Origin of the sequence: Chryseobacterium cheonjiense, assembly GCF_012927265.1 — a bacterium.
GTDB lineage: Bacteria > Bacteroidota > Bacteroidia > Flavobacteriales > Weeksellaceae > Chryseobacterium > Chryseobacterium cheonjiense.
Genome location: NZ_JABBGF010000003.1, coordinates 609,202 through 634,598, shown reverse-complemented (window position 1 = coordinate 634,598; position 25,397 = coordinate 609,202). Strand labels below are relative to the sequence as shown.

General features: G+C 37.6%; 27 protein-coding genes and 1 pseudogene. 19 read left to right on the top strand and 9 right to left on the bottom strand.

Features of this window, described 5'->3' with window-relative positions:
- Positions 1 to 742: 742 nt before the first annotated feature.
- The 4 genes from HHL20_RS17755 to HHL20_RS17740 are packed head-to-tail and all read left to right on the top strand — an operon-like array spanning position 743 to position 3,995.
- On the top strand, positions 743 to 1,369 hold the full coding sequence (locus tag HHL20_RS17755; protein WP_169232505.1) for an NUDIX hydrolase: 627 nt from the start codon (positions 743 to 745) through the stop codon (positions 1,367 to 1,369).
- A 27-nt stretch (positions 1,370 to 1,396) separates the two neighbouring features.
- Positions 1,397 to 2,203, top strand: coding sequence for a lysophospholipid acyltransferase family protein (locus HHL20_RS17750; RefSeq protein WP_169232504.1), 807 nt, complete (start codon positions 1,397 to 1,399; stop codon positions 2,201 to 2,203).
- 10 nt (positions 2,204 to 2,213) lie between these two features.
- Positions 2,214 to 2,651, top strand: coding sequence for a hypothetical protein (locus HHL20_RS17745; protein ID WP_169232503.1), 438 nt, complete (start codon positions 2,214 to 2,216; stop codon positions 2,649 to 2,651).
- Between the two features lie 6 nt (positions 2,652 to 2,657).
- On the top strand, positions 2,658 to 3,995 hold the full coding sequence (locus HHL20_RS17740; RefSeq protein WP_169232502.1) for a UDP-N-acetylmuramate--L-alanine ligase: 1,338 nt from the start codon (positions 2,658 to 2,660) through the stop codon (positions 3,993 to 3,995).
- Between the two features lie 50 nt (positions 3,996 to 4,045).
- On the opposite strand, the gene HHL20_RS17735 is transcribed toward HHL20_RS17740, so the two are convergent.
- The 4 genes from HHL20_RS17735 to HHL20_RS17720 all read right to left on the bottom strand — a co-directional run bounded on the left by HHL20_RS17735 (position 4,046) and on the right by HHL20_RS17720 (position 6,787).
- Positions 4,046 to 4,492, bottom strand: coding sequence for a lipocalin-like domain-containing protein (locus HHL20_RS17735; RefSeq protein ID WP_169232501.1), 447 nt, complete (start codon positions 4,490 to 4,492; stop codon positions 4,046 to 4,048).
- 96 nt (positions 4,493 to 4,588) lie between these two features.
- Complete coding sequence (locus HHL20_RS17730; RefSeq protein ID WP_169232500.1) at positions 4,589 to 4,867, bottom strand: RebB family R body protein; 279 nt, start codon at positions 4,865 to 4,867, stop codon at positions 4,589 to 4,591.
- 102 nt (positions 4,868 to 4,969) lie between these two features.
- Positions 4,970 to 5,845: an aldo/keto reductase gene (locus tag HHL20_RS17725; RefSeq protein WP_169232499.1), complete on the bottom strand. Its 876-nt coding sequence runs from the start codon at positions 5,843 to 5,845 to the stop codon at positions 4,970 to 4,972.
- Positions 5,846 to 5,878: 33 nt separating this feature from the next.
- On the bottom strand, positions 5,879 to 6,787 hold the full coding sequence (locus HHL20_RS17720) for a LysR family transcriptional regulator (protein ID WP_169232498.1): 909 nt from the start codon (positions 6,785 to 6,787) through the stop codon (positions 5,879 to 5,881).
- A 220-nt stretch (positions 6,788 to 7,007) separates the two neighbouring features.
- On the opposite strand from HHL20_RS17720, the gene HHL20_RS17715 reads away from it, so the two are divergent.
- The 3 genes from HHL20_RS17715 to HHL20_RS17705 are packed head-to-tail and all read left to right on the top strand — an operon-like array spanning position 7,008 to position 8,645.
- Positions 7,008 to 7,625 carry an NAD(P)H-dependent oxidoreductase gene (locus tag HHL20_RS17715; RefSeq protein ID WP_169232497.1) on the top strand — a complete coding sequence of 206 codons (618 nt, stop codon included), beginning with the start codon at positions 7,008 to 7,010 and terminating at the stop codon, positions 7,623 to 7,625.
- The gene (locus HHL20_RS17710) at positions 7,622 to 7,909 is read left to right on the top strand and encodes a putative quinol monooxygenase (RefSeq protein WP_169232496.1); all 288 of its coding nucleotides are present in this window, start codon (positions 7,622 to 7,624) and stop codon (positions 7,907 to 7,909) included. The genes HHL20_RS17715 and HHL20_RS17710 overlap by 4 nt, the downstream gene beginning before the upstream one ends.
- A gap of 1 nt (position 7,910) precedes the next feature.
- Positions 7,911 to 8,645 carry a type 1 glutamine amidotransferase domain-containing protein gene (locus HHL20_RS17705; RefSeq protein ID WP_185194836.1) on the top strand — a complete coding sequence of 245 codons (735 nt, stop codon included), beginning with the start codon at positions 7,911 to 7,913 and terminating at the stop codon, positions 8,643 to 8,645.
- Positions 8,646 to 8,700: 55 nt separating this feature from the next.
- Here the strand turns inward: HHL20_RS17705 and HHL20_RS17700 are convergent, their stop codons facing one another.
- Positions 8,701 to 9,144 carry a carboxymuconolactone decarboxylase family protein gene (locus tag HHL20_RS17700; RefSeq protein WP_169232495.1) on the bottom strand — a complete coding sequence of 148 codons (444 nt, stop codon included), beginning with the start codon at positions 9,142 to 9,144 and terminating at the stop codon, positions 8,701 to 8,703.
- 65 nt (positions 9,145 to 9,209) lie between these two features.
- On the bottom strand, positions 9,210 to 9,782 hold the full coding sequence (locus HHL20_RS17695) for a Crp/Fnr family transcriptional regulator (RefSeq protein ID WP_169232494.1): 573 nt from the start codon (positions 9,780 to 9,782) through the stop codon (positions 9,210 to 9,212).
- A gap of 66 nt (positions 9,783 to 9,848) precedes the next feature.
- Here HHL20_RS17695 and HHL20_RS17690 point away from each other — a divergent pair, with 66 nt between their 5' ends.
- The gene (locus tag HHL20_RS17690) at positions 9,849 to 10,214 is read left to right on the top strand and encodes a DUF1304 domain-containing protein (protein ID WP_169232493.1); all 366 of its coding nucleotides are present in this window, start codon (positions 9,849 to 9,851) and stop codon (positions 10,212 to 10,214) included.
- Between the two features lie 469 nt (positions 10,215 to 10,683).
- On the opposite strand, the gene HHL20_RS17685 is transcribed toward HHL20_RS17690, so the two are convergent.
- Both HHL20_RS17685 and HHL20_RS17680 read right to left on the bottom strand, forming a co-directional pair.
- On the bottom strand, positions 10,684 to 11,151 hold the full coding sequence (locus tag HHL20_RS17685; RefSeq protein WP_169232492.1) for a thioredoxin family protein: 468 nt from the start codon (positions 11,149 to 11,151) through the stop codon (positions 10,684 to 10,686).
- A 266-nt stretch (positions 11,152 to 11,417) separates the two neighbouring features.
- Positions 11,418 to 13,487, bottom strand: coding sequence for a TonB-dependent receptor plug domain-containing protein (locus HHL20_RS17680; RefSeq protein ID WP_169232491.1), 2,070 nt, complete (start codon positions 13,485 to 13,487; stop codon positions 11,418 to 11,420).
- A gap of 121 nt (positions 13,488 to 13,608) precedes the next feature.
- Here HHL20_RS17680 and HHL20_RS17675 point away from each other — a divergent pair, with 121 nt between their 5' ends.
- From HHL20_RS17675 to HHL20_RS17645, 7 genes and pseudogenes are all read left to right on the top strand, one after another.
- Positions 13,609 to 14,796, top strand: a complete 1,188-nt coding sequence (locus tag HHL20_RS17675; protein ID WP_169232490.1) for a homogentisate 1,2-dioxygenase — start codon at positions 13,609 to 13,611, stop codon at positions 14,794 to 14,796.
- Between the two features lie 168 nt (positions 14,797 to 14,964).
- The gene (locus HHL20_RS17670; RefSeq protein WP_169232489.1) at positions 14,965 to 16,239 is read left to right on the top strand and encodes an acetyl-CoA hydrolase/transferase family protein; all 1,275 of its coding nucleotides are present in this window, start codon (positions 14,965 to 14,967) and stop codon (positions 16,237 to 16,239) included.
- 158 nt (positions 16,240 to 16,397) lie between these two features.
- A complete protein-coding gene (hppD, locus tag HHL20_RS17665; protein WP_169232488.1) occupies positions 16,398 to 17,528 on the top strand; it encodes a 4-hydroxyphenylpyruvate dioxygenase in 1,131 nt (376 codons plus the stop codon).
- A gap of 69 nt (positions 17,529 to 17,597) precedes the next feature.
- On the top strand, positions 17,598 to 18,080 hold the full coding sequence (locus HHL20_RS17660) for a hypothetical protein (protein WP_169232487.1): 483 nt from the start codon (positions 17,598 to 17,600) through the stop codon (positions 18,078 to 18,080).
- A gap of 112 nt (positions 18,081 to 18,192) precedes the next feature.
- Positions 18,193 to 19,440 (top strand): fumarylacetoacetase, encoded by a 1,248-nt coding sequence (gene fahA / locus HHL20_RS17655; protein WP_169232486.1) that lies wholly within the window; start codon positions 18,193 to 18,195, stop codon positions 19,438 to 19,440.
- Between the two features lie 113 nt (positions 19,441 to 19,553).
- A pseudogene (locus HHL20_RS17650) lies at positions 19,554 to 19,966 on the top strand (GxxExxY protein).
- Positions 19,967 to 20,059: 93 nt separating this feature from the next.
- Positions 20,060 to 20,881 carry a flavin reductase family protein gene (locus HHL20_RS17645; protein WP_169232485.1) on the top strand — a complete coding sequence of 274 codons (822 nt, stop codon included), beginning with the start codon at positions 20,060 to 20,062 and terminating at the stop codon, positions 20,879 to 20,881.
- 33 nt (positions 20,882 to 20,914) lie between these two features.
- Here the strand turns inward: HHL20_RS17645 and HHL20_RS17640 are convergent, their stop codons facing one another.
- Positions 20,915 to 21,763 (bottom strand): alpha/beta hydrolase family protein, encoded by an 849-nt coding sequence (locus HHL20_RS17640; protein ID WP_169232484.1) that lies wholly within the window; start codon positions 21,761 to 21,763, stop codon positions 20,915 to 20,917.
- Positions 21,764 to 21,920: 157 nt separating this feature from the next.
- On the opposite strand from HHL20_RS17640, the gene HHL20_RS17635 reads away from it, so the two are divergent.
- From HHL20_RS17635 to HHL20_RS17620, 4 genes are all read left to right on the top strand, one after another.
- Positions 21,921 to 22,694: a HipA family kinase gene (locus tag HHL20_RS17635; RefSeq protein WP_169232483.1), complete on the top strand. Its 774-nt coding sequence runs from the start codon at positions 21,921 to 21,923 to the stop codon at positions 22,692 to 22,694.
- Positions 22,681 to 23,064 carry a DUF3037 domain-containing protein gene (locus HHL20_RS17630; RefSeq protein WP_169232482.1) on the top strand — a complete coding sequence of 128 codons (384 nt, stop codon included), beginning with the start codon at positions 22,681 to 22,683 and terminating at the stop codon, positions 23,062 to 23,064. The genes HHL20_RS17635 and HHL20_RS17630 overlap by 14 nt, the downstream gene beginning before the upstream one ends.
- Positions 23,065 to 23,140: 76 nt before the next feature.
- The gene (locus HHL20_RS17625; RefSeq protein ID WP_169232481.1) at positions 23,141 to 24,163 is read left to right on the top strand and encodes an alpha/beta hydrolase; all 1,023 of its coding nucleotides are present in this window, start codon (positions 23,141 to 23,143) and stop codon (positions 24,161 to 24,163) included.
- Between the two features lie 100 nt (positions 24,164 to 24,263).
- Positions 24,264 to 25,349, top strand: coding sequence for a serine hydrolase domain-containing protein (locus HHL20_RS17620; RefSeq protein WP_169232480.1), 1,086 nt, complete (start codon positions 24,264 to 24,266; stop codon positions 25,347 to 25,349).
- Positions 25,350 to 25,397 lie beyond the last annotated feature (48 nt).

The window sequence follows — 25,397 nt, the reverse complement described above, 5'->3', positions numbered from 1 at the left end:
AAAGATAGGGCGTATTTGTAATGCAAAACAAGTTTAAAGACCATAAATTTACCTGTTGTGGATAGGATTTTATTTAACTTACTGATATGACTGTTATTAAAATGCGCCTGGTACTTATCCACAATAACCGATTCCCCGAAATGGCAGCGGATTGAAAGGTAATATAGATAAAATGGTGTCTGAGGGTCTTGTTTTTAACCCTTCTGAGTTTTGGATTTCTTGGAGGGTGGAGTGAATGGTATTACAGGTAAGTGGGAATGAACTTAATTAGAGTATTCTTATTAATAGGATCTGGATGTTTTGTTTTGGGTTCATGGTTTTGAGTTCTGGGTTTTTATAATTATAAAGGAATCGGCGTTGCAGATGGAATTTTTAGTCGTTGGGGCTTTGGAGTAATAATAGTATGCTATTTGTAAGGGAAAATGGGTTATTAAAGAATGCCTCTTCTATATAAGTCCTCCACCCTAGCCCGGATCGAGCGGCATGTCTGAGCTCTTTTCTGATTTCGGCGGCGGCAAAGCCGCCGCCGAAATCAGAAAAAGCGAGTAGCGAGAGCCGGAAATAGCTCCCCTTAAATAAGAGTGAGAGGGTTGGAGATTTAGAATAGGAGTACGTATTGGAGGGTGAAAGATATAAGGGAATTATGGAAAGTTTACTATTACTTATAATAATAATGTTGTATGATTTTATTTAAAAACGGCGTACTGCTTCCTTTCTTCAAAATATATTATTAAATTTGGATATGAGTTTTGGAAAAGATTTATTAAGGAAAATCAAAAGCGCTGAACTACCGGGAGAGAATGCTCATGGCGTTTTTTCGCCACCCTACCGTCCCGTTTTTACCTACGAGGAAGTTTTATCGAAAAATCCTAAGTTTGCTGCCGTAAATATCATCTTATATCTTAAAAATGATGAATGGCATTTCCCACTGATCCAAAGAACAGTGAACGAGCACGACCGGCACAGCGGACAAATTTCCCTGCCTGGCGGAAAGCGCGAGGAAATGGACAGGGATTTTGCTGAAACCGCCGTCCGGGAAACATCGGAGGAAATAGGTATTGAAAAACATTATGTAAGGGTAATCCGTGATATGTCCCCGATTTACATCCCTCCGAGTAATTTCTATGTCTATCCTTATATATCATATACAAAGAAAAATCCTGAATTTATTTTACAGCAGAGCGAAGCAGTGGAAGTTATAGAATTTCCAATTACCTGCTTTTTAGGTCTTCCTGACGAGCCTGAGATTATGGCGCTCCCCACCGCGGGGGGAAGTGAAGTACCCGTAATTAACTTTAACGGATATATCATCTGGGGCGCAACAGCGATGATATTAAGTGAATTCAGCCAGTTGCTGAAAAAAATGTAACTTTGCACCATTGTGTTTAATTGAAAGATGGCGAAGAAAAATATTTTCACCGATGCGTTCGGAACTCCTTATTTTTTAAAAAGGTTAATTATTTTCATACTGGGAATCGTATCGTACAGAAGATTCAATGGATTTAATAAACTTAAAATTACGGGTACCGAAAATCTTGTGGATTTACCGGATTCTAATGTGTTATTTGTGTCAAACCATCAAACGTATTTTGCGGATGTAGCTGCAATGTACCATGCTTTCTGCTCTGTAAACAACGGGTATCTGAATACAATAAAAAATCCGATTTACCTTCTGAATCCGAAAATAGACTTCTATTACGTTGCTGCTGAAGAAACGATGAATAAAGGAATTTTGCCAAAAATCTTTAAGATCGCGGGTGCGGTAACGGTAAAGAGGACATGGAGGGCCGAAGGGAAAAATGTAAACCGAATGGTGGATATGAGCGAAGTGGATAATATCATGAAAGCCCTTGATAACGGCTGGGTTGCCACTTTTCCGCAGGGAACCACTTCTGCTTTTGCACAGGGAAGAAGGGGAACGGCAAAATTGGTCAAAAATCAGCGCCCGATTGTTATTCCTATAAAGATAAACGGTTTCCGCAGGGCTTTTGATAAAAAAGGTCTTCGGGTAAAGGTAACGGGGGTAAAGCCAACTATGGAATTCAAACCGCCACTGGATATTGATTACGACAAAGAAAATGCTCATGAAATTTTACATAAAATCATGACCGCCATTGAGCAGACAGAAGATTTCAATGTACTGCACAATTATGATGAAGAACTAAAAGCTAAAAAGTCAGAACAAAAAGATTCAGAACATTAAAGTAAAAATTATGAAAAGAATATTAGGAATCTTATTCGCAATCATAGTATTAGTTTCATGCAACAGTCAGAAAATATATTCGGATTTCGACATCAGTTACTCCAAAAGCGGAGGTTTGGCGCCGATTTACGAAAATCTTCTGATCAAAGGAAATACAGCCTATTATTCGTTTGAAGGCCAGGGTAAAAAATTCAAGCAGAACTTTAACGTTTCCAATGAAGATTTGAGTAAGCTGGAAAAAGTAATTTCGCAAAATAATTTCAGAAGAATAGAGGAAGACCACAAAAAGGTTTATGATTTTATATCAACCTCCATTATTATAAAGAAAGGATCCAATTCAGGCAGCAAGACAGACGCCAGTGCGATCATGCCGAATTACAAAACCAACTGGACAAACATCACCAGTGCTTTCCAGGAGATCATTAATGCTAATGTTAAAAAACAGTAACAAATTTTGAAGACCCATTTCATCGCTATCGGCGGAAGCGCCATGCACAATCTTGCTATTGCATTAAAGGATAAAGGATATCAGGTTACAGGTTCGGATGATGCCATCTTTGAGCCTTCGCGAACAAGACTTGAGAAAAAAGGAATTCTGCCTGAAGAACTGGGCTGGTTTCCTGAAAAAATAACTTCTGATATCGATGCGGTTATTCTCGGAATGCATGCTCATCAGGATAATCCCGAGCTGGCAAAAGCCAAAGAATTAGGATTAAAAATATATTCTTATCCCGAATTTCTTTATGAGCAGTCAAAAAATAAAACAAGAGTTGTAATTGCAGGTTCTCATGGAAAAACAACCATTACTTCCATGATCCTTCATGTCCTGAATTTCCATCAGAAAGATGTAGATTATATGGTGGGAGCACAGCTGGAAGGTTTCGACTGTATGGTGAAGCTAACTCGTGACAATGACTTCATGGTGCTGGAAGGTGATGAATACCTTTCCTCGCCTATCGACCTGCGCTCTAAGTTTCTCCTTTACCAACCGAATATTGCCTTAATGAGCGGAATTGCCTGGGATCATATCAACGTATTCAAAACTTTTGATGATTATGTAGATCAATTCAGAAAGTTCGTGGCAAGCATTACGCCGGGCGGAATTCTCGTCTATAATGAAGAAGATACTGAAGTAGTGAAAGTAGTGGAAAATGCGGAAAATTATTTCAGAAAAATACCTTATAAAACTCCGGAATATGAAATCATCAACGGGAAAGTTCATCTGAAAACAGAGATGGGAGATGTTCCGCTTTCCGTTTTCGGAGCTCATAATTTATTAAACCTTGAAGGGGCAAGACATATCTGTCATACGTTAGGGATAATGGATGAAGATTTCTACGAGGCCATCATGAGTTTTAAAGGAGCTTCAAAACGCCTGGAAAAAGTGGACAGAGAAGATAAAGGAACACTTTATAAAGATTTTGCACATGCTCCAAGTAAAGTGAAAGCAGCCGTAAAGGCATTCTGTGAGCAATTTAAAAATGAAAAGAAACATGGTTTTCTGGAGCTTCACACCTATTCAAGTTTAAATCCTGTTTTCCTTGAACAGTATGATCATGCAATGGATGGTCTGGATGAGGCTGTGGTTTTCTATTCTGAAGATGCCCTGAAAATTAAAAGAATGGATCCTATTTCTCCGGATCTTATTAAAGAAAAGTTTAAAAATGAAAATCTGAAAGTATTTACCCATGCTGAAGAACTCCACTCCTACTGGAATACACTGGATAAATCCCAAGGCGTTTACCTGATGATGAGCTCAGGGAATTTTGGGGGACTCGATCTGACGAAATAACTTATCGAATATAAAAGCAAAACTCCTTTCACACCGAAAGGAGTTTTGTTTTAATTAACTCTTTTATAAAAACGTCTTAATACGTCCTTGGTACCGTCTCCGTCAAAATCCTGGCTCCGGTCTTCCACCACCATCTCGGTTGCAGTAAGCTTTGTCACGAAATACGGATAATTTTCTTCATTCTCAAACCAGAATTTACCATTTCCTTTATCGAACGTATACTTCTTTGTTCCAGCATCCGTTTTCACACAGGTATTATTATTTTGAGCATAAATAATCGAAAGAAGATGGGAAGAAGTAAACTCATAAGTGCTTTTTTTCTCACAATCCGTTGAGAATGACGTCTGGATCTGCTGATTTAAAGAACGGTATATCTCAGCTTTTTCAATATACCATTCTCCGATAATGGAGGCTTTATTGCCAATCTCCTGATCTTCATCATTACCATTGCAGGAAATAATTGAAAATAGGACAAAGGATAAAATTATTCTTTTCATGATTATATAAACTTTAAGCCAGCAAAAATAGAACGAATTTATGCTGCTTTACATCAGGTTCGAACGAGATTTCTCAGTATTCTTTATTTAAATATTTCAATCCTTAGCAGCATTGCCATTTAAGATTTTTGAAACAGCAATTGCATCCGAAGCAGTATCTAAGTTGTAAATCTGCATAATACCTTGATTAGTTGCTGCCTGTGCCAGAATATTCTGCTGATTCTGAGCACTGACGGCATTTTGAAACAATATTCCTGTGGAATGAGCGGCAGCCTGATAAATGCTTCCCATTGCCATCGCAGGAGCTTCTCCCACTACTTTTACATTACTTTGCGTTACGGCATCCGTAATCTGCTCATTTACTTTCGTATTCATAATTTTAGTTTTTAAGTTCAATCGTAAAGTTAAATGATATTTTTAATAAAAAAAAGAAGCAATAAATGTTTATTACTTCTTTTATATTAATTGATATAGGTCTTAGATATCCGCTACTGCATTCAGCATTTTTTCTTCCCAGGCAGGATCTTTCGGATCGAAAAATAACCTTTTACCGGTGTCTAAAGAGCGAACCGTATTCATTTCATCTTCGGTCAGTTCAAAATCAAAAACAGTAAAGTTTTCTTCGATTCTTGAAGGCGTAACCGATTTCGGAATCACACAGAAACCTTCCTGAAGATGCCATCTTAAAATAACCTGCGCTACGGTTTTTCCATACTTTTCGCTTATAGCTTTTAACTCGGCATTGTCTAAAAGACCAGCATTTCCGTTTCCGAGCGGGCTCCAAGGCTGCGTAACAATATTATTTTCCCTGTTGTACCCCTGAAGTTCCTTCTGCTGGAAGATAGGATGCAGCTCAATCTGGTTGATTACCGGAAGAACTTTGGCATTAGCTTTTAATTCTTCTAATTTTTCAACTGTAAAATTACATACTCCAATGGCTTTAATCTTTCCTTCCTCATACAGCTCTTCCATCGCCTTCCATGCTCCCAGGAAATTTGCGTATGGCCAGTGAATCAGATACATATCCAGATAATCCAGCTGCAATCTGTCCAGTGTTCTCTGGAAAGCACTTTTTGCTTTCTCATACGATGTATCCTGAACCCATAGCTTTGAAGTTACAAAAAGCTGTTCACGGTCTACTCCGCTGTTTTTAATAGCAGCACCAACGGCAGTTTCGTTCTGATAAATGGAAGCAGTATCAATCATTCTGTATCCTGTCTGTATGGCTTTGATAACTGCATTTTCGCATTCTTTCATATCTTCCATCTGCCAAACCCCAAATCCTAACGCCGGAATATCAATCCCGTTATTTAAGGTAATCACAGGTTGTCCTGTGTATGTTTTCTTTTCCATAATTGTTACTTGTATATTTTATATTGTTAGATATTAATTCATTTCTTTTCCCATCATCTTCCTGAATAGACCTTTAATATGATCAATCTCCTTCTGATAATTTGTTTTCTTGCGGCAACCGAAATACAATGTATTTTTCAGTGGTTTTTTGCCTTCCCAGATCAGTTGAATTTCTCCGTTTTCGATTTCTTTTTGACAGAGAAAATCCGGAACTACCGCCAATCCGTTTCCTCCTTTCAGGCAGCGCACGATCGAATTAAGGTTCGGAACAATATAATTCGGACGGAAATTCGGCTTATGGCCAAAATTAAGGATCCAGAACTGAAAAAGATGTTCCATATCTCCGGCTGTACCGTACCATTTTTCATTTTTCAGCCATTCTTCTGCATGCTCAATGCCTTCAGTATTTAAAATATTTTCAAAATCTTCCTTATTAACGTCTTTTCCGCCAACCAGAATGATCTGTTCAAAAGAAAATGCTTCATGTTCGATATTCGGTGAAACCCCTTTCTTTGGGGTAATAATTAAATCTAAAATTCCTTTATCCAACTGATCCAGCATTTCACGATATTCTCCGAAGCTGATAATAAGGTTGAAAGGCAAGCTTGAAACATACTGCTCCAGGGTTGTCTGGAACGTTTCAAAACACATGCCGACACTAATCGTAGGTGTAAGCTTCTCTGTAGACTTCTGAAAGTTTTTTTCTACTTCTTCCAGTTTTGACAACGGTTCTGAAATCGCGTTAAACAGCACTTTTCCTCTTTCCGTAGGAATCATTCTTCTACCGGTTCTGTCGAACAACTTATATCCAACATACGCCTCCAATGAACTAAGGTGCAGACTTACTCCCGGTTGGGAAATAAATAACGTATCTGCAGCTTCAGTAAGTGTCCCTGTTTTATAGATGGCCTTAAAAGTTCTGTACCATTCCAAATTAACCATAGGTATTACTTTTATGATGCAAAGTTATCTAAATAATCATCATTATAATATTTTCAACGTCAATGAATATCATAGCCGGTACCTATGTTTAATTTAATTAATTGATTATTAATAGTTTAATTAAATATTATTTAAATAATACTTACCTATAATTTTTATTATTTTTCTTATAGCAAATTAGCTTATACCTTTGTTCCGTTAAATTTTAACAATCAAAACAATGAAAAAAGTATTAATTATTAACGGCGGACAAAACTTCGGACATTCTGGAGGAAAATATAACCAGACCATTGCAGAAAACACACAGGAAGTACTCAGAAACTTTGATAACGTGGCTATAAAAATCACTAATGTGGATGAAGGTTATGATAAAAATGAAGAGGTTGCAAAGTTTGTATGGGCAGATTACATCATCTACCACACCCCGATTTGGTGGTTCCAGCTCCCGAACGGTTTAAAAAAATATATTGATGAAGTTTTTACGGCAGGACATGCAAAAGGAATATATATGAGCGACGGAAGAACTTCGGAAAACCCGGAAATCAATTACGGAACCGGAGGAATGCTTGGCGGAAGAAAGTATATGGTCACCACAAGCTGGAATGCCCCGGAAACAGCTTTTACCCTTCCCGGAGAATTTTTTAACGAAACGAGCGTAGACAACGGACCTTTATTCGGATTCCATAGAATGAACACTTTTGTTTCCCTTGAAAAGCTGAAGAGCTTCCATTTTCATGATGTAGAGAAAAACGCAGATGTGGAGCGCGATATGAAACGATACAAAGAGCATCTTTTTAAAGTTTTCGAAAAAGAATTAAAACCGGAATTAGCATCATGAAAATTTATTTAACCGCCATTATTAAAGCAAAAGAAGAATACAAAACGGAAGTTTTGGAAGTTCTTCAGCATATGGTAAAAGAAACCGTAAACGAAGAAGCCAATGAACTGTACAGCCTTCATCAGGGAATTGAAGATAAAAACCATTTCATTTTCTACGAAATATGGAAAAGTGCGGAAGGTTTGGTAAAGCATAATGAGCAACCATATATTAAGGCTTTCGTAAATTTGATCGATAAAAAGCTTCAGGAAAAACCGCAGATTTATAAAACCGAAATTATATAGTATGAAAAAATTAATGTATTGGGTGCTTTCAGTCTTTGCAATAGGAATGATGAAATCTCAAGCTAAAAAGAAAATTTTATTTGTCGTAACAAGTCATGACAAAAAAGGCAGTACAGGAGAAAGCACGGGCTATTATCTTGGTGAAGTTGCTCATCCCTGGGAAGTTCTTCACAAAGCAGGCTACGAGATAGACTTTGTAAGCCCGGAAGGCGGAACTCCTCCGGTTGATGGTTTCGACCTTAAGGATCAGGTAAACAAGGAATTTTGGGAAAATAAAGAATATAAAAACAAAATCGATCATTCCATGAAGCCGTCAGAAGTAAATCCTGGAAAATATTCTGCCATATTTTATGCAGGAGGCCACGGTGCAATGTGGGATTTTGCAGATAACACAGAACTGGCATCCATTGCTACAGAAATCTATGAAAACGGAGGCATCGTTGCAGGAGTTTGTCATGGCCCGGCCGGTTTGGTGAACATCAGGCTTCACAACGGAAAATATCTGGTAGACGGAAAAAGGATTAATGCATTTACCAATGAAGAAGAAGCTGAAGTAAAATTAACCAACGTCGTTCCTTTCTTATTAGAAGATAAACTAAAAGAAAGAGGAGCAAAATTTGAAAAGTCACAACCATGGCAGAACTTTGCAGTAAGCGATCAGAGGGTGATTACCGGACAAAATCCCCAGTCTGCAAAAAGTGTAGGGGAAGAGATTTTAAAAGAATTAAAAAAATAATCACAAAAAAGAGCTTTCATTTATCTGAAAAGCTCTTTTTTAATTTAATAAGAAATTATTTCCCGATTGGCATGTGCGTAGAAATAGCGATTCTGTTCCACATATTGATTACTACAGCTGCCATGATAATATCGGCAAGCTGACTTTCATTAAAAAGCGTTTTGGCATTTTGATAGGTTTCCTCAGATAGTCCTTTCTGGCTGATCAGTGTAATCTCTTCTGTAATCTCCAGAATCACCTGCTCTTCTTCTGTGAATAATTCTTTAGCTTCTCGCCATGCATTCAGCAGAAAAATTCTTTGCGGTGTTTCATCATATTTTATGGCATCTTTTGTATGCATATTGATACAGAAAGCACAGCCGTTAATTTGTGAAGCCCTGATTTTGATTAATTCTTTCTGAATAGGTGTTAAAAAACTGTTTTTAAGGGATTCCTCCATTCCTATTCCTGCTTTGTAAGCAGCCGGGTGAACTGTTGTCCAGTCAAATCTTGCGCTCATATTATTTGTTTTAAAATTTCTGAGACAAAGTTCCGGCTTTAGAATTCTAAAAATCTTAAACTGGTTTAAGAACGTAATTTCGCACGAATTTCACTTAAATATTCCGGCGTGAAACCCAGAAAAGAAGCAATGAGATATTGCGGAATCCGTTGGATAAACCATGGATATTGTGTACTGAAATGCACATAAAGCTCTTCTCTTGAAAACTCATAAAGATACCGGATTCTCCTTTCTGCCGCAGCATAAGCCCGTTGATAGATCATTCTGAAGTATCTTTCCATCACCGGATGTTTTTTCAGCAGTGCTTCCTGGGAATGGAAATCGATTTTCAGAATGACCGATTTTTCAACCGCCTGGATACAAAAATCCGATTTAGCCTGTCTTTCATACGCAAAAGTATCGGTGATCCACCAGTTTTCAATGGCAAATTCTGTTGTCTGCTCAATTCCTTTTTCATTAATAAAAAATTTTCTCAGGCAGCCTTTTACAACAAAGAACATGGAGTTGCAGATTTCACCATTACCCATCAGGTCCTGCTTTTTCTTTACTTCCAAAACCTGAAAAAAAGAAATAACAGAAGCAAATTCTTCATCATTAATATCGATAAATTTATCCAAGTGCTGCTTAAAAGTCTCCATTCTTGAAAATATATAATCAAACTTAACTTTATTTTTTTAGTTTTACAATGACAAAACACTTTTATCATGGAAATTGTAGCCAAAATCTTAATTGCAGCGGTAGCTCTGGAGCACCTTTATATTCTCTGGATGGAAATGTTTGCCTGGGAAACCAAAGGGAAAGAAGTTTTCAAATCCGCTTTACCTCCTGAAATGTTTAAGCCAACAAAAGGGCTTGCAGCCAACCAGGGATTGTATAATGGTTTTCTGGCAGCTGGATTGCTTTGGACTTTCCTGATTGAAGATCCGAGATGGCAGACCAATATTGCTTTATTTTTCTTGGGATGTGTTACTGTTGCCGGAATTTACGGAGCCATTTCAGCGACAAAAAAAATATTTTTTGTTCAGGCGTTGCCGGCAATTCTGGCGATTATTGCAGTGCTTTTGAAATAAACTTTTATTGTAGATTAATATTTTTAGGAGCTGTTTCCCGCTTTCCGCACTCGCTATTTTTTTGTTTCGGCGCGGCGGCTCCGCCGCCGCGCCGAAACAAAAAAAATGAGCTCAGACAAAGCTTCAATCGGGGCTAAGACAGTCTGCACCGTAACAACTACTTTGAAAATGTACAATTGCTCAAACAAAGAGAAATAAAAATCAACGAAATTTATATTGATATTATTGTCTTTAGACATCTTTGTACTCTTAAAAGTATTGTTTAGATCCTTTTCAGGATGACAACCATGAAATAATAATTTAAGTAAAAAAATCTGCGAAATCCGGGAAATCTGCGGGAATTATATTAACATCATTCTCTTCAAATATCTTTTGTACTCTTAAAAGTATTGTTTAGATCCTTTCAGGATGACAGCTATGAGATAAGAATTAAACCAAAATCTGAGTGATCCACGAAATCTGCGGGAATTTAGAAATCCAAAATCTCACCAAGTCTTTTTTTCATCTTTTCAGGGGTAAACAATCCCTGATGATATTCAGCCAAATTTCCATTGACATCCAAAATAACCCACAACGGGTAAACAGGCTGACTTTTATTTTTCGACAAAGCCAGAGCCAGCTCATGAATTCCGGAATTTCCATTCGGTAAATAATCAAATTCCTTTCCCTGAAAATTAATTTTATCTCTCATTTTTTCGGCATCAAAGCTTATGAAATAAAAATTTTCATTAATCAATTGAATCAAATCCTTATCTTTTTCCAACTGAAAAGCCTCAATTTTACAGACCGAACACCAGCTTATGTAGAGGTGAATAATAACAGGCTTTGGATTCTCTCTATGTTGAATTTCCAAATCCGCAAAAGTGCCTGTTTTCATCTGTGCAAGACAAAAACACGGCACCAACATTAAAAATAAAAATATCGTTAAGCTTTTCATTTCATATTATTTTTTTTCCTCAAAAGAAACAAAAGATTTGAACCTTTTTTTAGATTTTTAAAATAATTCGTTTGCTTCTTTTGCGGCTAATCTTATTTTAAACGTGAAACATCCAATTTCCTTTCTCATTAAATGACCAAAAAAATTAATTTAACTAATTGACCGGTTCAAGCTTCGCGTAGCAAATTTATTTGCCTTTGCCTTCTAAAAATGATCATTTTTAATATAATCTTTGCGTCAAAACTTTTAATATTCAATTATAATTGTTATTTCAAAATATATTTAATTCCCAAGAAACCTCTTATTCTCTGCATCGGAGCATATCCGTATGTCGTATCAAAAGTATAATGATTAGGATTGGTTACAGGATCATTGACACTTTTATCAAAAGGATCAAAAGGTCTCATCAAAGGATCTTTCGGAGTGAAATTAAACAGATTTTTGATGCCGCAATATACTTCAAATCCCGACCGGAAACTTTTAGAAACCTGAATATTAGCCAATGTATACAACGGTGAATATTCAGGTCGGTAGTCATTCGGTAAAACCGGGAGCCGCATCGGTCCGTAGAATTGTCCGGTAAAATCTACAGTAAGATTATTTGCAAACCTGTAAGTGAAAGCATACGTTCCGCTCCACTTTGGGGCATGTAGTTGCTGCGATTTTTCATTCTCACCGTCAAACTTCTGGTAAACGTCAAGATAGGTTATTCCGAGGTTCACATTCAGCGGAAAATCAAAAGCGTAATCTGCATTGACGGAAGCTCCTCTTGAAATACCATACCCTTTCAGGTTATCATAAATGATTTTTTCAGGATCGGTATCAAAATCTCCTACAATCTTATTGCTGAAATAGGTATAAAATACTGAAGCGTCAAGATTGATCAGGTTTTTCCCTGCCGGAATTTTCCATATATAATTAAGATTCCCGTTAATCGATCTTTCAGGTTTTAAATCAGATTGAATAATCACTTCCCGCGAACCTGTAAGTGCGGCATGATCTTCAGTAAAAAGATTCACCACCCGAAATCCGGTCCCGAAATTAAACCGCAGCGCATGATAAGGATTCGGAGAGAATTTCCACGCAAAACGGGGAGAATGTACCGCATGGTGAATTTTATCGTAATCCAATCTGTAGCCCAGCAAAAAAGTATTTTTTTCATTAAGCTCAAACTGATCCTGGATAAATATTCCCACAATAGGAGATTTCATAGGTTCATTTATAAATCCGTCCGGAGATAAAGTTCCAGGCGTATTGTCGTCATAAGAGGTTCTTTTTAAAGTAAATCCCGCAGTAAGATCATGATTTCCGAGCTTTTTATCCCAGAAAGTCTGTGCAAACAGGACTTTTTGTGTTGCCGTAAAAGGATTACTTCCGTAAAATGAATTCTGATCGTGGAAGTTATATGAAAACTGCGTAATGATATTTTCTTTTAAAGGCCATTGATACACCCCAAAAGCTTCTACCCGATTGGTATAAATACTTTCACCGTAGATTTCATCACTTCCACGGTAGCTGCGGTTCCACTGCATTTCTCCCCCGAAGCGGTCTTCATATAAATACCGCAAAGCAAAGCTGGCCTGACGGTTTTCCTTACGTGCAAAATTCCATTTATTAAAAATTGAAATTCTGTTCTGTAATGCTCCGTCCGTAAAATTATCTTTATTTTCATCAAATCTCTTCTCGAAATTAAAATAATTAAGGCTTAATAAAGAAGCGATATTATTGCCAACATTAAATTTAGTGGAAACATCAATATTATTCTCACTCCATGTTGTGGTCATAAGATCAATGCTTAATTTCGGAGCGGTCAGCGCATTTTTGGTAATGATATTGATCACGCCTCCCATCGCTTCGGAACCATATACAGAAGAAGCCGGGCCTTTCACCACTTCAATTCTGTCTACCAGACTGTTAGGAATTCCGCTCAGCCCGTACACAGTGGAAAGTGAACTTACAATCGGCATACCGTCAATCAGGATCATTGTATAAGGGCCCTCCAAACCATTAATATGAATATCTCCTGTATTGCAAACTGAACAGTTCAGTTGAGGTTTAACGCCATTCACCATAGAAATAGCTTCAAAAATATTCGGGGTAGGATTTTTCTGGAAAAATTTCTGGCTGTAGATCTCTACGGCAACCGGACTTTTTGATCTGCTTACCGGCTTTAAGGTACCGGTGATAACTACATCATCAATATTCTTTGTTTTAATTTCTTGTGGTAAAATTTTTGCCGGAATTTGTTCATCAACAGCTTTTATACCCAGACTGTCAGCTTGTTGAGAAAAGTACAGTGACGGCAATAATAAGAAATTAAAAAGAATTTGTTTCATGAAATTAAAATTGTTAGACAAAGCTAACAATTATTTTTTAATTACAAAACTCTACATGAATATTGTTTAAATTCAATTCATGAAAAATTATTACATTTGAGAAACGACATATAAAAGTAAAATGAGATATCATCAGTCGGGAAATATTCCCAAAAAAAGACATACGATTTTCAAATCTCCTGAAGATAAATTTTACTATGAACAGCTTTTCGGAACCGAAGGTTTTCATGGAATTTCTTCTTTATTGTACCATATTCACCGTCCTACACAGATCAAATCCATTGGTGAAGCCAAAGATGTAACGCCCAAAATTGCTGTTGCCAAAAATGTAACACCAAGGATGTTCAAAGGGATGAATGTAACGCCTGAAGATGATTTCCTAGACAGCAGAAAGTTTCTTATGGTCAATAATGACCTTAAAATGGGGCTTTCCAAACCGAGGAAATCCACTGATTATTTTTACAAAAATGCAGAATGTGACGAACTTCTATTTGTGCATAATGGAAGTGGCATCCTCAAAACATTTGTCGGCAACCTTGAATTTTCTGTAGGTGATTATTTAATTATCCCGAGAGGAACCATTTACCAGGTGGAACTGCATTCCGATGACACGGTTTTCTTCGTTTTAGAAAGCCACTCGCCAATTTACACTCCGAAAAGATACAGAAATGAATTTGGCCAGCTGCTGGAACATTCTCCGTTTTGTGAAAGAGATATCGTTGCACCAACTTTTGTGGAACCAAAAGATGAAAAAGGAGAATTTTTAATCAAAGTAAAAAAAGAAAATCAGATTACCGATTTTATTTATGCCACGCATCCTTTCGATGTTGTAGGTTGGGACGGTTATTTTTATCCTTATAAATTCAATATCAAAAACTTTGAGCCGATTACGGGAAGAATTCACCAGCCGCCTCCGGTACACCAGAACTTTGAAGGTCATAACTTTGTGGTGTGTTCATTCTGTGCGAGAATGTATGATTATCATCCCATGGCTATTCCTGCACCGTACAACCATTCAAATATCGACTCTGATGAAGTTTTATTCTATACAGAAGGAGATTTCATGAGCCGAAACCATATTGATCTGATGGATTTCACCCTACATCCCGGCGGAATCGTTCACGGACCGCATCCCGGAGCAATGGAAAGAAGCATCGGAAAGAAATTCACTGAAGAATATGCTGTGATGGTAGATCCTTTCAAACCACTTAAAATTACGGAAGAAGCTTTAAAAGTAGAAGATCCTTCCTATAAGACTTCCTGGCTTGATGAGCAGGACAAAACGATGGAAGACCGTTCTCAGGAGTAATTCCTAAATGAAAGTACATAATTTACTATACTGGACCGATGCATCGTCATCGGTCTTTTTATTGTCTTAATCTGGCTCAAACATGACAAAAATCTTTTGGATATTTGGTCTTAATAAAAACAATTAAACCTATCTTTAAGTCAGAGAAAAATTTATAAAAAAATCAATATGTACAATTATATCAGTGCAGAGGAAGCCATTTATACCATTAAAAGCGGAAACCGCGTATTTTTCCACGGAAGTGCATGTACTCCAAACTATCTCATCGAAGAACTTGCAAGACAGTCTCACCGTCTGGAAAAAGTAGAAATGGTTTCTATTACCCAACAGGGAAATGTAGAAATTGCCAAACCCCAGTATAAAGATAATTTTTTTGTTAATTCATTATTTGTTTCTTCACCGGTAAGAGACGCTGTAAATTCGGACAGGGGAGATTTTGTTCCTGTCTTTCTGAGTGAGATCCCTATTTTATTCAGAAAGAATATTCTTCCGCTGGATGTCGCTTTAATTACCGTTTCACCACCGGATAAACATGGCTTCTGTACCCTCGGAACTTCTGTTGATGTTGCCAGAGCAGCAGTAGACACCGCGAAAATTATTGTAGCAATTGTTAATCCTTTAATGCCAAGAACCCATGGCGACGGAATGATTCACATCAGCAAAATCCATAAACTGGTATGGCATGAAGAAGAGCTTCCTACCATTGATTATGGCTCAAAAGTAGGCCCCGAAGAAATGGAGGTCGGAAAACATGTTGCCGAACTTATTGAAGACCGGTCAACCCTTCAGATGGGTATCGGAACGATTCCTGATGCGGTTTTAAAATGCTTGGGAAATCACAAAGACCTTGGTGTACATACCGAAATGCTGAGCGACGGTGTTATCGATCTGATCCAGAATGATGTCATCAACAATAAATATAAAGGTTATAACGATAATAAAACCATTACCAGTTTTTGTTTCGGAACCAGAAGGCTGTATGATTATGTGGATGACAACACGGTGTTTTCCTTTGATGATGTCGGTACGGTAAATTTTCCGATCAATATCATGAGAAATAAAAAAATGGTAGCGATCAACTCGGCCATTGAGATAGATTTAACCGGACAGGTTTGTGCAGATTCCATCGGAACCATGCAGTACAGCGGGATCGGAGGCCAGATGGATTTTATGAGAGGAGCCGCATTAAGCGAAGACGGAAAACCGATTATCGCCATCACTTCAAGAACAAAAAAAGGCGTTTCCAGAATCGTACCTTATCTGAAACCTGGCGCCGGAGTTGTTACGACAAGAGGCCACATCCACTGGGTCGTTACAGAATATGGAACGGCATATTTGTATGGTAAAAATTTAAAGCAAAGAGCACAGGAACTCATCAGCATCGCGCATCCCGATGACCGTGAAATGCTGGAAAGAGCAGCTTATGAAAGATTCAGACATTAATTGTTTATATTAGAAATATCTTTAAATACAGAAATGTAAGCATTATAAATTTTCATTAAGCATTTGCGATATTTGCCTAACGTTTGTTTGTTAATATTTTTCGTATTAGTCAGAAATTCGTAATTTGCGTCCAATAAATATAAAAGTAAAAATAGAATATGTCAACACTTACATTTGCCGAAAAAATTGCTCAAGCAGAGAATTTTTTACCGATCAACGGTACAGATTACATTGAGTTCTATGTAGGAAATGCAAAACAGGCTGCCCATTATTATAAAACCGCTTTTGGTTTTCAGTCTGTAGCATATGCCGGTCCTGAAACCGGAGTGAGAGATCGTGCTTCATACGTTCTTCAGCAGGGAAAAATCAGGTTGGTACTTACCACAGGATTAAAATCTGATTCCCCGATTAACGAACACGTAAAAAAGCATGGTGACGGGGTTAAAATTTTGGCACTTTGGGTGGATGACGCTTATAAAGCATTTGAAGAAACCACAACCAGAGGAGGCAAACCTTATCTGGAGCCGGTAACATTAACCGACGAAAACGGCGAAGTAAGAATGTCCGGAATCTATACTTATGGAGAGACGGTGCATATGTTCATTGAAAGAAAAAACTATACAGGTCCTTTCATGCCGGGTTACGAAAAATGGGAAAGTGACTACAAACCTGAAGAAGCAGGCTTATTATATGTAGACCACTGTGTTGGAAATGTAGACTGGAACAGAATGATCCCAACCGTAGAATGGTACGAAAAAGTAATGGGGTTTGTAAATATTCTTTCTTTTGATGACAAACAGATCAACACAGAATATTCTGCACTGATGTCTAAAGTAATGTCAAACGGAAACGGATTTGCGAAATTCCCGATCAACGAACCGGCAGAAGGTAAAAAGAAATCTCAGGTAGAAGAATATCTTGATTTCTACGAAGGCGAAGGGGTACAACATATTGCCGTAGCAACAAGAGATATCATCCACACGGTGAGCGAGTTGAAAAAAAGAGGGGTAGAATTCCTATCTGCTCCACCGGAAGCATATTATGATATGGTTCCTGAAAGAGTGGGACATATTGATGAAGATCTTAAGAAACTTCAGGAGTTAGGCATCCTTATTGATCATGATGAAGAAGGGTATTTATTGCAGATCTTTACAAAACCAGTAGAAGACCGCCCTACCCTTTTCTTTGAAATCATTGAAAGACACGGTGCGCAAAGCTTCGGAGCAGGAAACTTCAAAGCATTGTTCGAAGCACTGGAAAGAGAACAGGAGAGAAGAGGAAATCTTTAATTTTAATAACAATATCAAGTTTTGTCAGGATCAAAAGTCTTGACAAAACTTTTTTATAAACACATCATTATGAGGAAAACATTATTGGCAATTCTATTTGCCGGTGCAATATTCACTGCAAAAGCACAGTACGGAACAATGGACCAGATCCTTACCCGGCTTGAAGAAAGATCGGGTGTCAATCAGAATCTGGAATCCGTGAATATTGACAATAAGAAATTTGTTTTCATCAAAGATGAAGCAGACCATACGGAAAGAGATTTTATTATTATCAAGGGTAATAAAGCGACTTACGTAGAAGTATTCGACGACAAAAAAACCGGCGAAAGCACCTCTAATGTTTTCTCGGGAGATATCATCAGAAAGAAAAACATCATTTCTCTGAGAGCCGACATGTTGGAAAACAAGAAAGTTCCGATCCCGCTAACCAAAACATTACTCCTTACCAAACAGGACAACATTCTCTATCTCATCGATGTGAATACAAAAGCGAGATGGATCGATGAGGCGGCATTATCCGGTAACCAATCTAAAAATAAATCTAAAAAATAATTATCTGAACTTTGTTTTGAGTAGTGTTAAGCTGCAATACTCAGAGGACAAGATTCAAATAATGTAATTAAAAATTGTAACGGATTTAATAAATCCATCTAAACTGTAAATTATGAAATCATTTGTAGAATATTCATCAGATTCAGATTTTTCCATTCATAATATTCCGTTCGGAGTAGCCGTTTTCAACAAAGAATACATCGGGTGCTGTACAAGAATCGGAGACCAGATCATTGATCTTGCAACCCTTTATGATTACGGATATTTCGAAGAAATAGAGGGTTTGATTGACAATGTATTTGAAGCCTACACTTTAAACGAGTTTATTGAACTTGGAAAACCGATAACCAATGCCGTTCGTCAGAAAATTCAGGAATTGCTGCAGGAAGATTCTATCTTGTCTAAAGATGAAAAAACCATTGAAGAAGCATTCTACGATCTGGATAAGGTTAAAATGATGATGCCCGTACACATCCCGAATTACACGGATTTCTACAGCAGCATTGAACATGCAACAAACGTCGGTAAAATGTTTAGGGATCCTGCGAATGCTTTATTGCCCAACTGGAAACATCTTCCTGTAGGATATCATGGAAGAGCTTCATCAATTGTTGTATCCGGAACTGAGATCAACCGTCCCAAAGGGCAGACTAAGCCCGCCGATGTTGAAAAACCTGTTTTCGGACCTTCTAAACAGCTGGATTTTGAGCTGGAAATGGCATTCATTATTAACAAAAACACGGAGATGGGCGAAAGCATTTCTACCAAAGAAGCAGAAGATGCCATTTTCGGAATGGTAATTTTCAACGACTGGTCGGCCAGAGATATCCAATCTTGGGAATATGTTCCGTTAGGACCATTTTTGGCTAAAAACTTCGGATCTTCGGTTTCTCCGTGGGTAGTGACCCTTGAAGCACTGGAGCCTTTCAGAACCGTTTCCCCAAAACAGGATCCTGAAGTATTGGAATATTTACAATTTGAAGGCGATAAAAATTACGACATCAGTCTTGAAGTCTATATTCAACCTGAAAACGGCGAACAAAATCTGATCTGCGAAAGCAACTACAAGCATATGTACTGGAATATGACCCAGCAATTGGCGCATCATACCGTAAACGGATGTAATGTTGAGGTGGGTGATATGTATGCCAGCGGAACCATCTCAGGAAGTGATCCGAAATCTTTCGGTTCTATGCTTGAACTGACGTGGAGAGGACAGAATCCGATTACTTTAAGCAACGGCGAAGAAAGAAAATTCATCAATGATAATGATACTGTAACGATGAAGGCCTGGGCTGAAAAAGACGGGATAAGAGTGGGCTTCGGTGAAGTTTCAGGTAAAATTATTCCATCCAAATAATTGTAATATCAAACATTAAACACATAAGTCACAAAGAGATTTTATCGTAAAAACGTTAGAGAAGAACACATTAGATTGAAAATCTTCGATTTTCATTTCCACAGCACAAACAGATGAAAAAACTAACAAAAAAATATGTTAATGAACTTACATACAAAATAATTGGAGCATGTATTGAAGTTCATAAAGTTGTTGGCCCTGGTCTATATGAAGATGTTATCACAAATGTCTGGAAAGGGAGTTTGACTTGCTTGGTATTCAATACAAAAGTGAGCTCGAAATACCGCTTATTTATAAAGATCTAAATATTAATTGTAAAGTAAAATGTGATTTCTTGGTCGAACATGCGATTATAGTAGAAATTAAATCGGTTGAAGAACTTCATAAAATTCATAAAGCACAAACTATGAATTACATGAACTTACTCAAAGTTCCGAAATCAATATTAATTAATTTTAATGTTTATAATTTATACAGTGAGGGGACCGAAACGTTTGTTAGTAAAGATTTTGAAAAACTCAGTTAATGAAATCTTGATTTTCTATCTAATGTGTTCTAGAATATTTTCAAGCTTTAATTTAAAATCTAATGTGACTAATGTGATACAATTAAGAGAAAAATGAAAACACTCATTCCATCCGAAATAACACCTGTACAGCTGCAGACGGTAATGCAGACTGCTGTTTCACCGCGTCCGATTGCCCTTGCGTCGACGGTGGATAAAAACGGGAACAGCAATTTATCGCCGTTCAGCTTTTTTAATATGTTCAGCACAGTGCCTCCGATTCTGATCTTTTCCCCTTCGAGAAGAGTACGTGACAATACAACAAAACATACACTGGAAAATGTGCTGGAAGTTCCTGAAGTAGTAATCGGAACCGTAAATTTTCCGATTGTTCAGCAGATTTCATTAGCTTCCACAGAATATGAGGAAGGTGTAAATGAATTTATTAAAGCGGGACTGACTATGAAAGATGCAGATCTTGTTCAGCCTAAATTAATTGAAGAATGCCCCGTGAATTTCGAATGTAAAGTTCTGGAAGTAAAACCATTGGGAGATCAGGGCGGTGCCGGAAATCTTGTAATCTGTGAAGTTCAGAAAATCCACATCAGAGAAGAATACCTGAATGAGGAGGGAAATCTCGACCAGGCAAAGCTTGATATGGTCGCGCGACTGGGAAGCAACTGGTATTCTAGGAATAATGAAAACAATCTTTTTGAAGTTCCGAAACCATTGGTAACAAAAGGGATTGGGTTTGATCTTCTTCCCGATCAAATAAAATTCAGCAATGTATTTACGGGAAATGACCTTGGGATGCTTGCTAATGTAGAAGTTCTTCCGGAAGGAGATTACCATAGTGACGAAACAATACACAAAAATGCACAGCAACTGCTGCTGGAAAGTAAGATCGATGAAGCATGGAAGCTTTTAATTAAATAAAAAAAGGAGTGAAAATTTTCACTCCTTTTTATGTTATTCTCTGACTATTTTCTCTCTGATAAATTCAATACTTTTCTCAACAGCAGCATTGAGATCATCTGGTAAAACAGGCTTTTCCCAAGGTTCTTTTGCCCCAAAAGTATGATCTGCATTTTCTATTAAAAATATCTCGGAATTCGGATGCAGAATATGAAGATGCTCCGCACTTTTCACACTCACACTTTCATCTTTAGTTCCGTGAATAATCAGAAAATGAGCTTTAGCCATTTCGGTTGCTCTTTCTACATCAAAACGGTGTATGTCTTTCTCGTAATCTTCATAAAACTGATAATAATGGGGCATTTCCTGTTTTGTACGACCATTCGTAGCAAAATAAACACCCGACTTTTTCCACTCCTCAAAAGCTTCATTTTTAGGAAAACGATCCAGAGAATCGACGCTTGCCAGCGTAATTAAACCATTGATCCTTTCATCTTCATACGTTTTAATAATAGAAATCCCGCCTCCCCTGCTGTGTCCGATTAAGATGATTTTATGCGCATCAACCTTTTCATTTTTGCTGAAATAATCGATTACGACTCCAAGATCCGAAAGTTCTTTTGAATAATTATTGTTCCCAAATGACTCAAGATCAGCAAAATTATGGGAATCTTCAATGGTAGTTCCGTTATGCGAAAAATTAAATTTAACAAAGAAAAATCCTGCTTCTGCAAATTTCTCCGCCATCAAATCCCACGCTCCCCAGTCTTTATAGCCTTTATAGCCGTGTACAAAAATAACAAGCGGTAATTGTTTTTCTTCTTCGGGATAAAATGCATCCGCAAGAAAATCTTTGGTTTCAGGGTTTGAAATAATAATATTCTGCTTTTTTGTGACCTTCATTTTTTATTGTTTTTTAAACTTTAAATATCTCAAACTCGAAAAATTTCCCGACTTTTTTTTAAAAATATATATAAGATAAATTTTAATAGTGAGATTATTTTTACCTAAAAATAGCATAATTAGAATAAACACAAAGTAAAAATCTTATTTTTGCCGTATGTTGAATTTAAGAACAGTCACGGTCATGCGTTACATCCTGCCTCTTCGGGAAGGAGGTTCTCTCCCCGCTCTGGCAGAAGCTGATGATGATTTTAAATATGTTTTAAAATTCCGTGGTGCGGGTCACGGTGTTAAAATGCTGATTTCCGAACTTTTAGGCGGAAAAATCACCGAAGCTTTAGGATTACAGATTCCCGAGCTTGTTTTTGTAAACCTCGACGTCGATTTCGGAAGGACTGAAGCAGATGAAGAAATTCAGGATTTATTAAAATTCTCAGAAGGTCTTAATCTTGGCCTTCATTACCTTTCCGAATCTATTGCTTACGATCCAAGTGTAAAAATCGATCCGCTGCTGGCATCAAAAATCGTTTGGCTGGATGCTTTCATTACTAATATCGACCGTACTTTCAAGAATACCAATCTTTTGATGTGGCATAAAGAATTATGGGTGATTGATAATGGTGCATCCTTTTATTTCCATCATTCCTGGCAGAATTTTGATACTGCTGCAAAAACACCTTTTAAATACGTTAAAGATCACGTTCTTCTGCCACAGGCCACAAAACTCGACGAAGCAAACCGATTGGCAAAAGAAGCTTTGAACGAAAATATTTTCCGGGAAATCGTAAACCTCATCCCGGAAGACTGGCTGCATTGGGAAGATGCGGACGAAAGCCCGGAAGAAATCCGGGAAATTTATTTTAATTTCCTGAAAACAAGACTGGAACATTCTGAAATCTTTTTAAACGAAGCCAAAAATGCAAGAGGATAAAATTTACGAATATGCCGTGATACGTTTGGTGCCTAAAGTTGAAAGAGAAGAATTTTTCAACATCGGGCTGATTATGTTCTCGAAGAAGGAAAAATATATTCGGGTAGCCTATTACCTGTGTCCTGATAAATTCAGATTAATGCGCAGCAAGCTGGACTATGATGATATTCTCCAGAATCTTAAAAGTTTCCAGAAAATTGCTGATGGAGACAAAGACGGCGGACCTATTGCACAACTTGACATCCCTGACCGTTTCCGATGGCTGACAGCGGTAAGAAGCTCAGTAGTGCAGACTTCAAGACCTCATCCGGGAAAATCAAAAGATCTTGAGAAGACGTTTGAAAAGCTCTTTGACGAGCTTATTCTTTAAGTTCAGTTAAAGCAGTATTTTTTTGGTAAAGTTTTTGAGGGGTTTGAGAATGAATAACTCAGCAATAATCTATTCTATGAATTTTCCCACGAACCATAAATTATTCAGCAGGTTTATGATAAACCTGTTTTTTGTTTTCTCTTTAAACCTTTTTACCTTCAGCCATGCACAGGAACTGCCGGAGACCAAAAATCCTCCCAGCACAATTCTTCCTGAAAAAGCACTTTTCTCTGAAAATATAGTTTACAAAACAAACAGCGTGGGAACTCCGGTTTCATTAGATATATACAGGCCTAAAACTCCAGCCTCCGGAAAATTGCCAGTAGTAATTTACGTCCACGGCGGAGCATGGGCAAAAGGCGACAAGATCGTAAGGGCAAATAATTACATCGAAAATTTTATTGCAAAACTGATTGAGAAGAATTTTGCAGTTATCAGTATAGAATATACGCTGGTAAGTGACAAAGTGCATTTTCCACTTCCTGTTGAAGATACAAAAGATGCAGTACGCTGGGTAAGGAAAAATGCTGAAAAATATAATTTTGATGAAAATAATATAGGTTATTTCGGAGTTTCTTCCGGGGCGCATTTATCGCTGCTTGCCGCTTATACCAGTGACAGCGAATATACCGGCAGCCCGGAGCTTTCAGCCTATTCTGCAAAAGTAAATTATGTGGTTGATAATTTCGGTCCGACTGATTTGAATAAGCTGCTGCACACCAGATTAGGAAAAGTTCCGGTATCCATTGTCGGACTCTTTTTTAAACCGATTGTGGAAATCAGGGAAAAGCTGGTTTATGGAATTTCGGGTTATGATATCAATACGGAAAAAAGAAAGGCTATCGATTATCTTGAAACCGTTTCTCCAATAAATGATACTGAGCATGGTGTTCCCACATTTATCCTTCATGGAAATAAAGACAAAGTTGCTCCTTTAAAACATTCTAAGAGACTGGTGAAAAAGTTGGAAAAAAATAATATTGAGAACCAGTTAATTGTTGTAGAAGACGGAATTCATGGTTTTGGAACTACCGATAAAAGCTATCTGGATCGCCTTACCGACGAGATGATAAACTTTATTATATCCCATCAGAAATAATATATCATTATTAAATATTCAAACATTCACTGTTTTTATTATTTAAATTTAACCTCTGTGATATGATCTCATCTAAAGTCTGAATGTAAATCAGCTTTATATGAAATTAAAATCTTTACTCTTTGTTCTTGCCTGTTTTTCAATGATTGCCTGCGGTCAGGATGATTCCGGAGAAAACCCACAGACTGAAAGTCCCTCATCTCCAGAATCTATGTACTTTCCACCGTCCAACAGTGACGTCTGGGAAACAAAATCTGTATCTTCATTGGGATGGCACCAGGAGAAAATCCAGGATCTGCTGAATTATCTTCAGCAAAAAAATTCAAAAAGTTTTATGATTCTTCAAAATGGCAGAATTGTGATGGAGAATTATTTTTCGGGACACACGGCAACAACGCCATGGTATTGGGCCAGTGCCGGAAAGACCTTAACCTCAACCGTAACCGGCATTGCCGAACAGGAAGGTTTTTTAAATATCAACAATAAAGTTTCAGCTTATATCGGAACAGGCTGGACGAGCGCTCCTTTAGCCAAAGAGAATTTAATTACCTGCAAAAATCTGCTGACCATGACTTCAGGGCTGGACGACAGCCTTGGCGATGATGTAAGTCCTGCCAATTTAAAATATAAGGCTGATGCAGGAACACGATGGGCCTATCATAATGTTTATGTAAAGCTGCAGGATGTAGTGGCAGCCGCCACAGGACAAACCTGGACCCAATATTTCAACACCAAACTGAGGGATAAAATAGGAATGACCGGAAACTGGGTTCAAAGCGGTGACAACAGTGTTTACTGGAGTACGACCAGAAGCATGGCCCGTTTCGGCTTATTGGCTTTAAATAATGGTAACTGGAACAGCAACCAGATCATCAACTCCGCCTATTTTCAAAGCGCAACAAATACTTCGCAGAATATCAATTTAGCATACGGATACCTTTGGTGGCTCAACGGTAAATCGAGTTATCATCTTCCGCAGACCCAGTTTCAGTTTAATGGAAAATTGATTCCCAGCGCACCGGATGATATGTTTTGTGCTTTAGGCAAAAATGACCAGAAAATATACGTTGTTCCGGGTAAAAAACTGGTCATCATCAGAATGGGTGACGCTGCCGACAATGTAAATCTTGCCCTGTCCGATTTTGATGATGTCTTATGGCAGAAAATCAATGCGGTGATTAATTAAAAGCGAATAGTGAATCGTCAAGTTGTTTTGCAGTGAATTCAAAATATT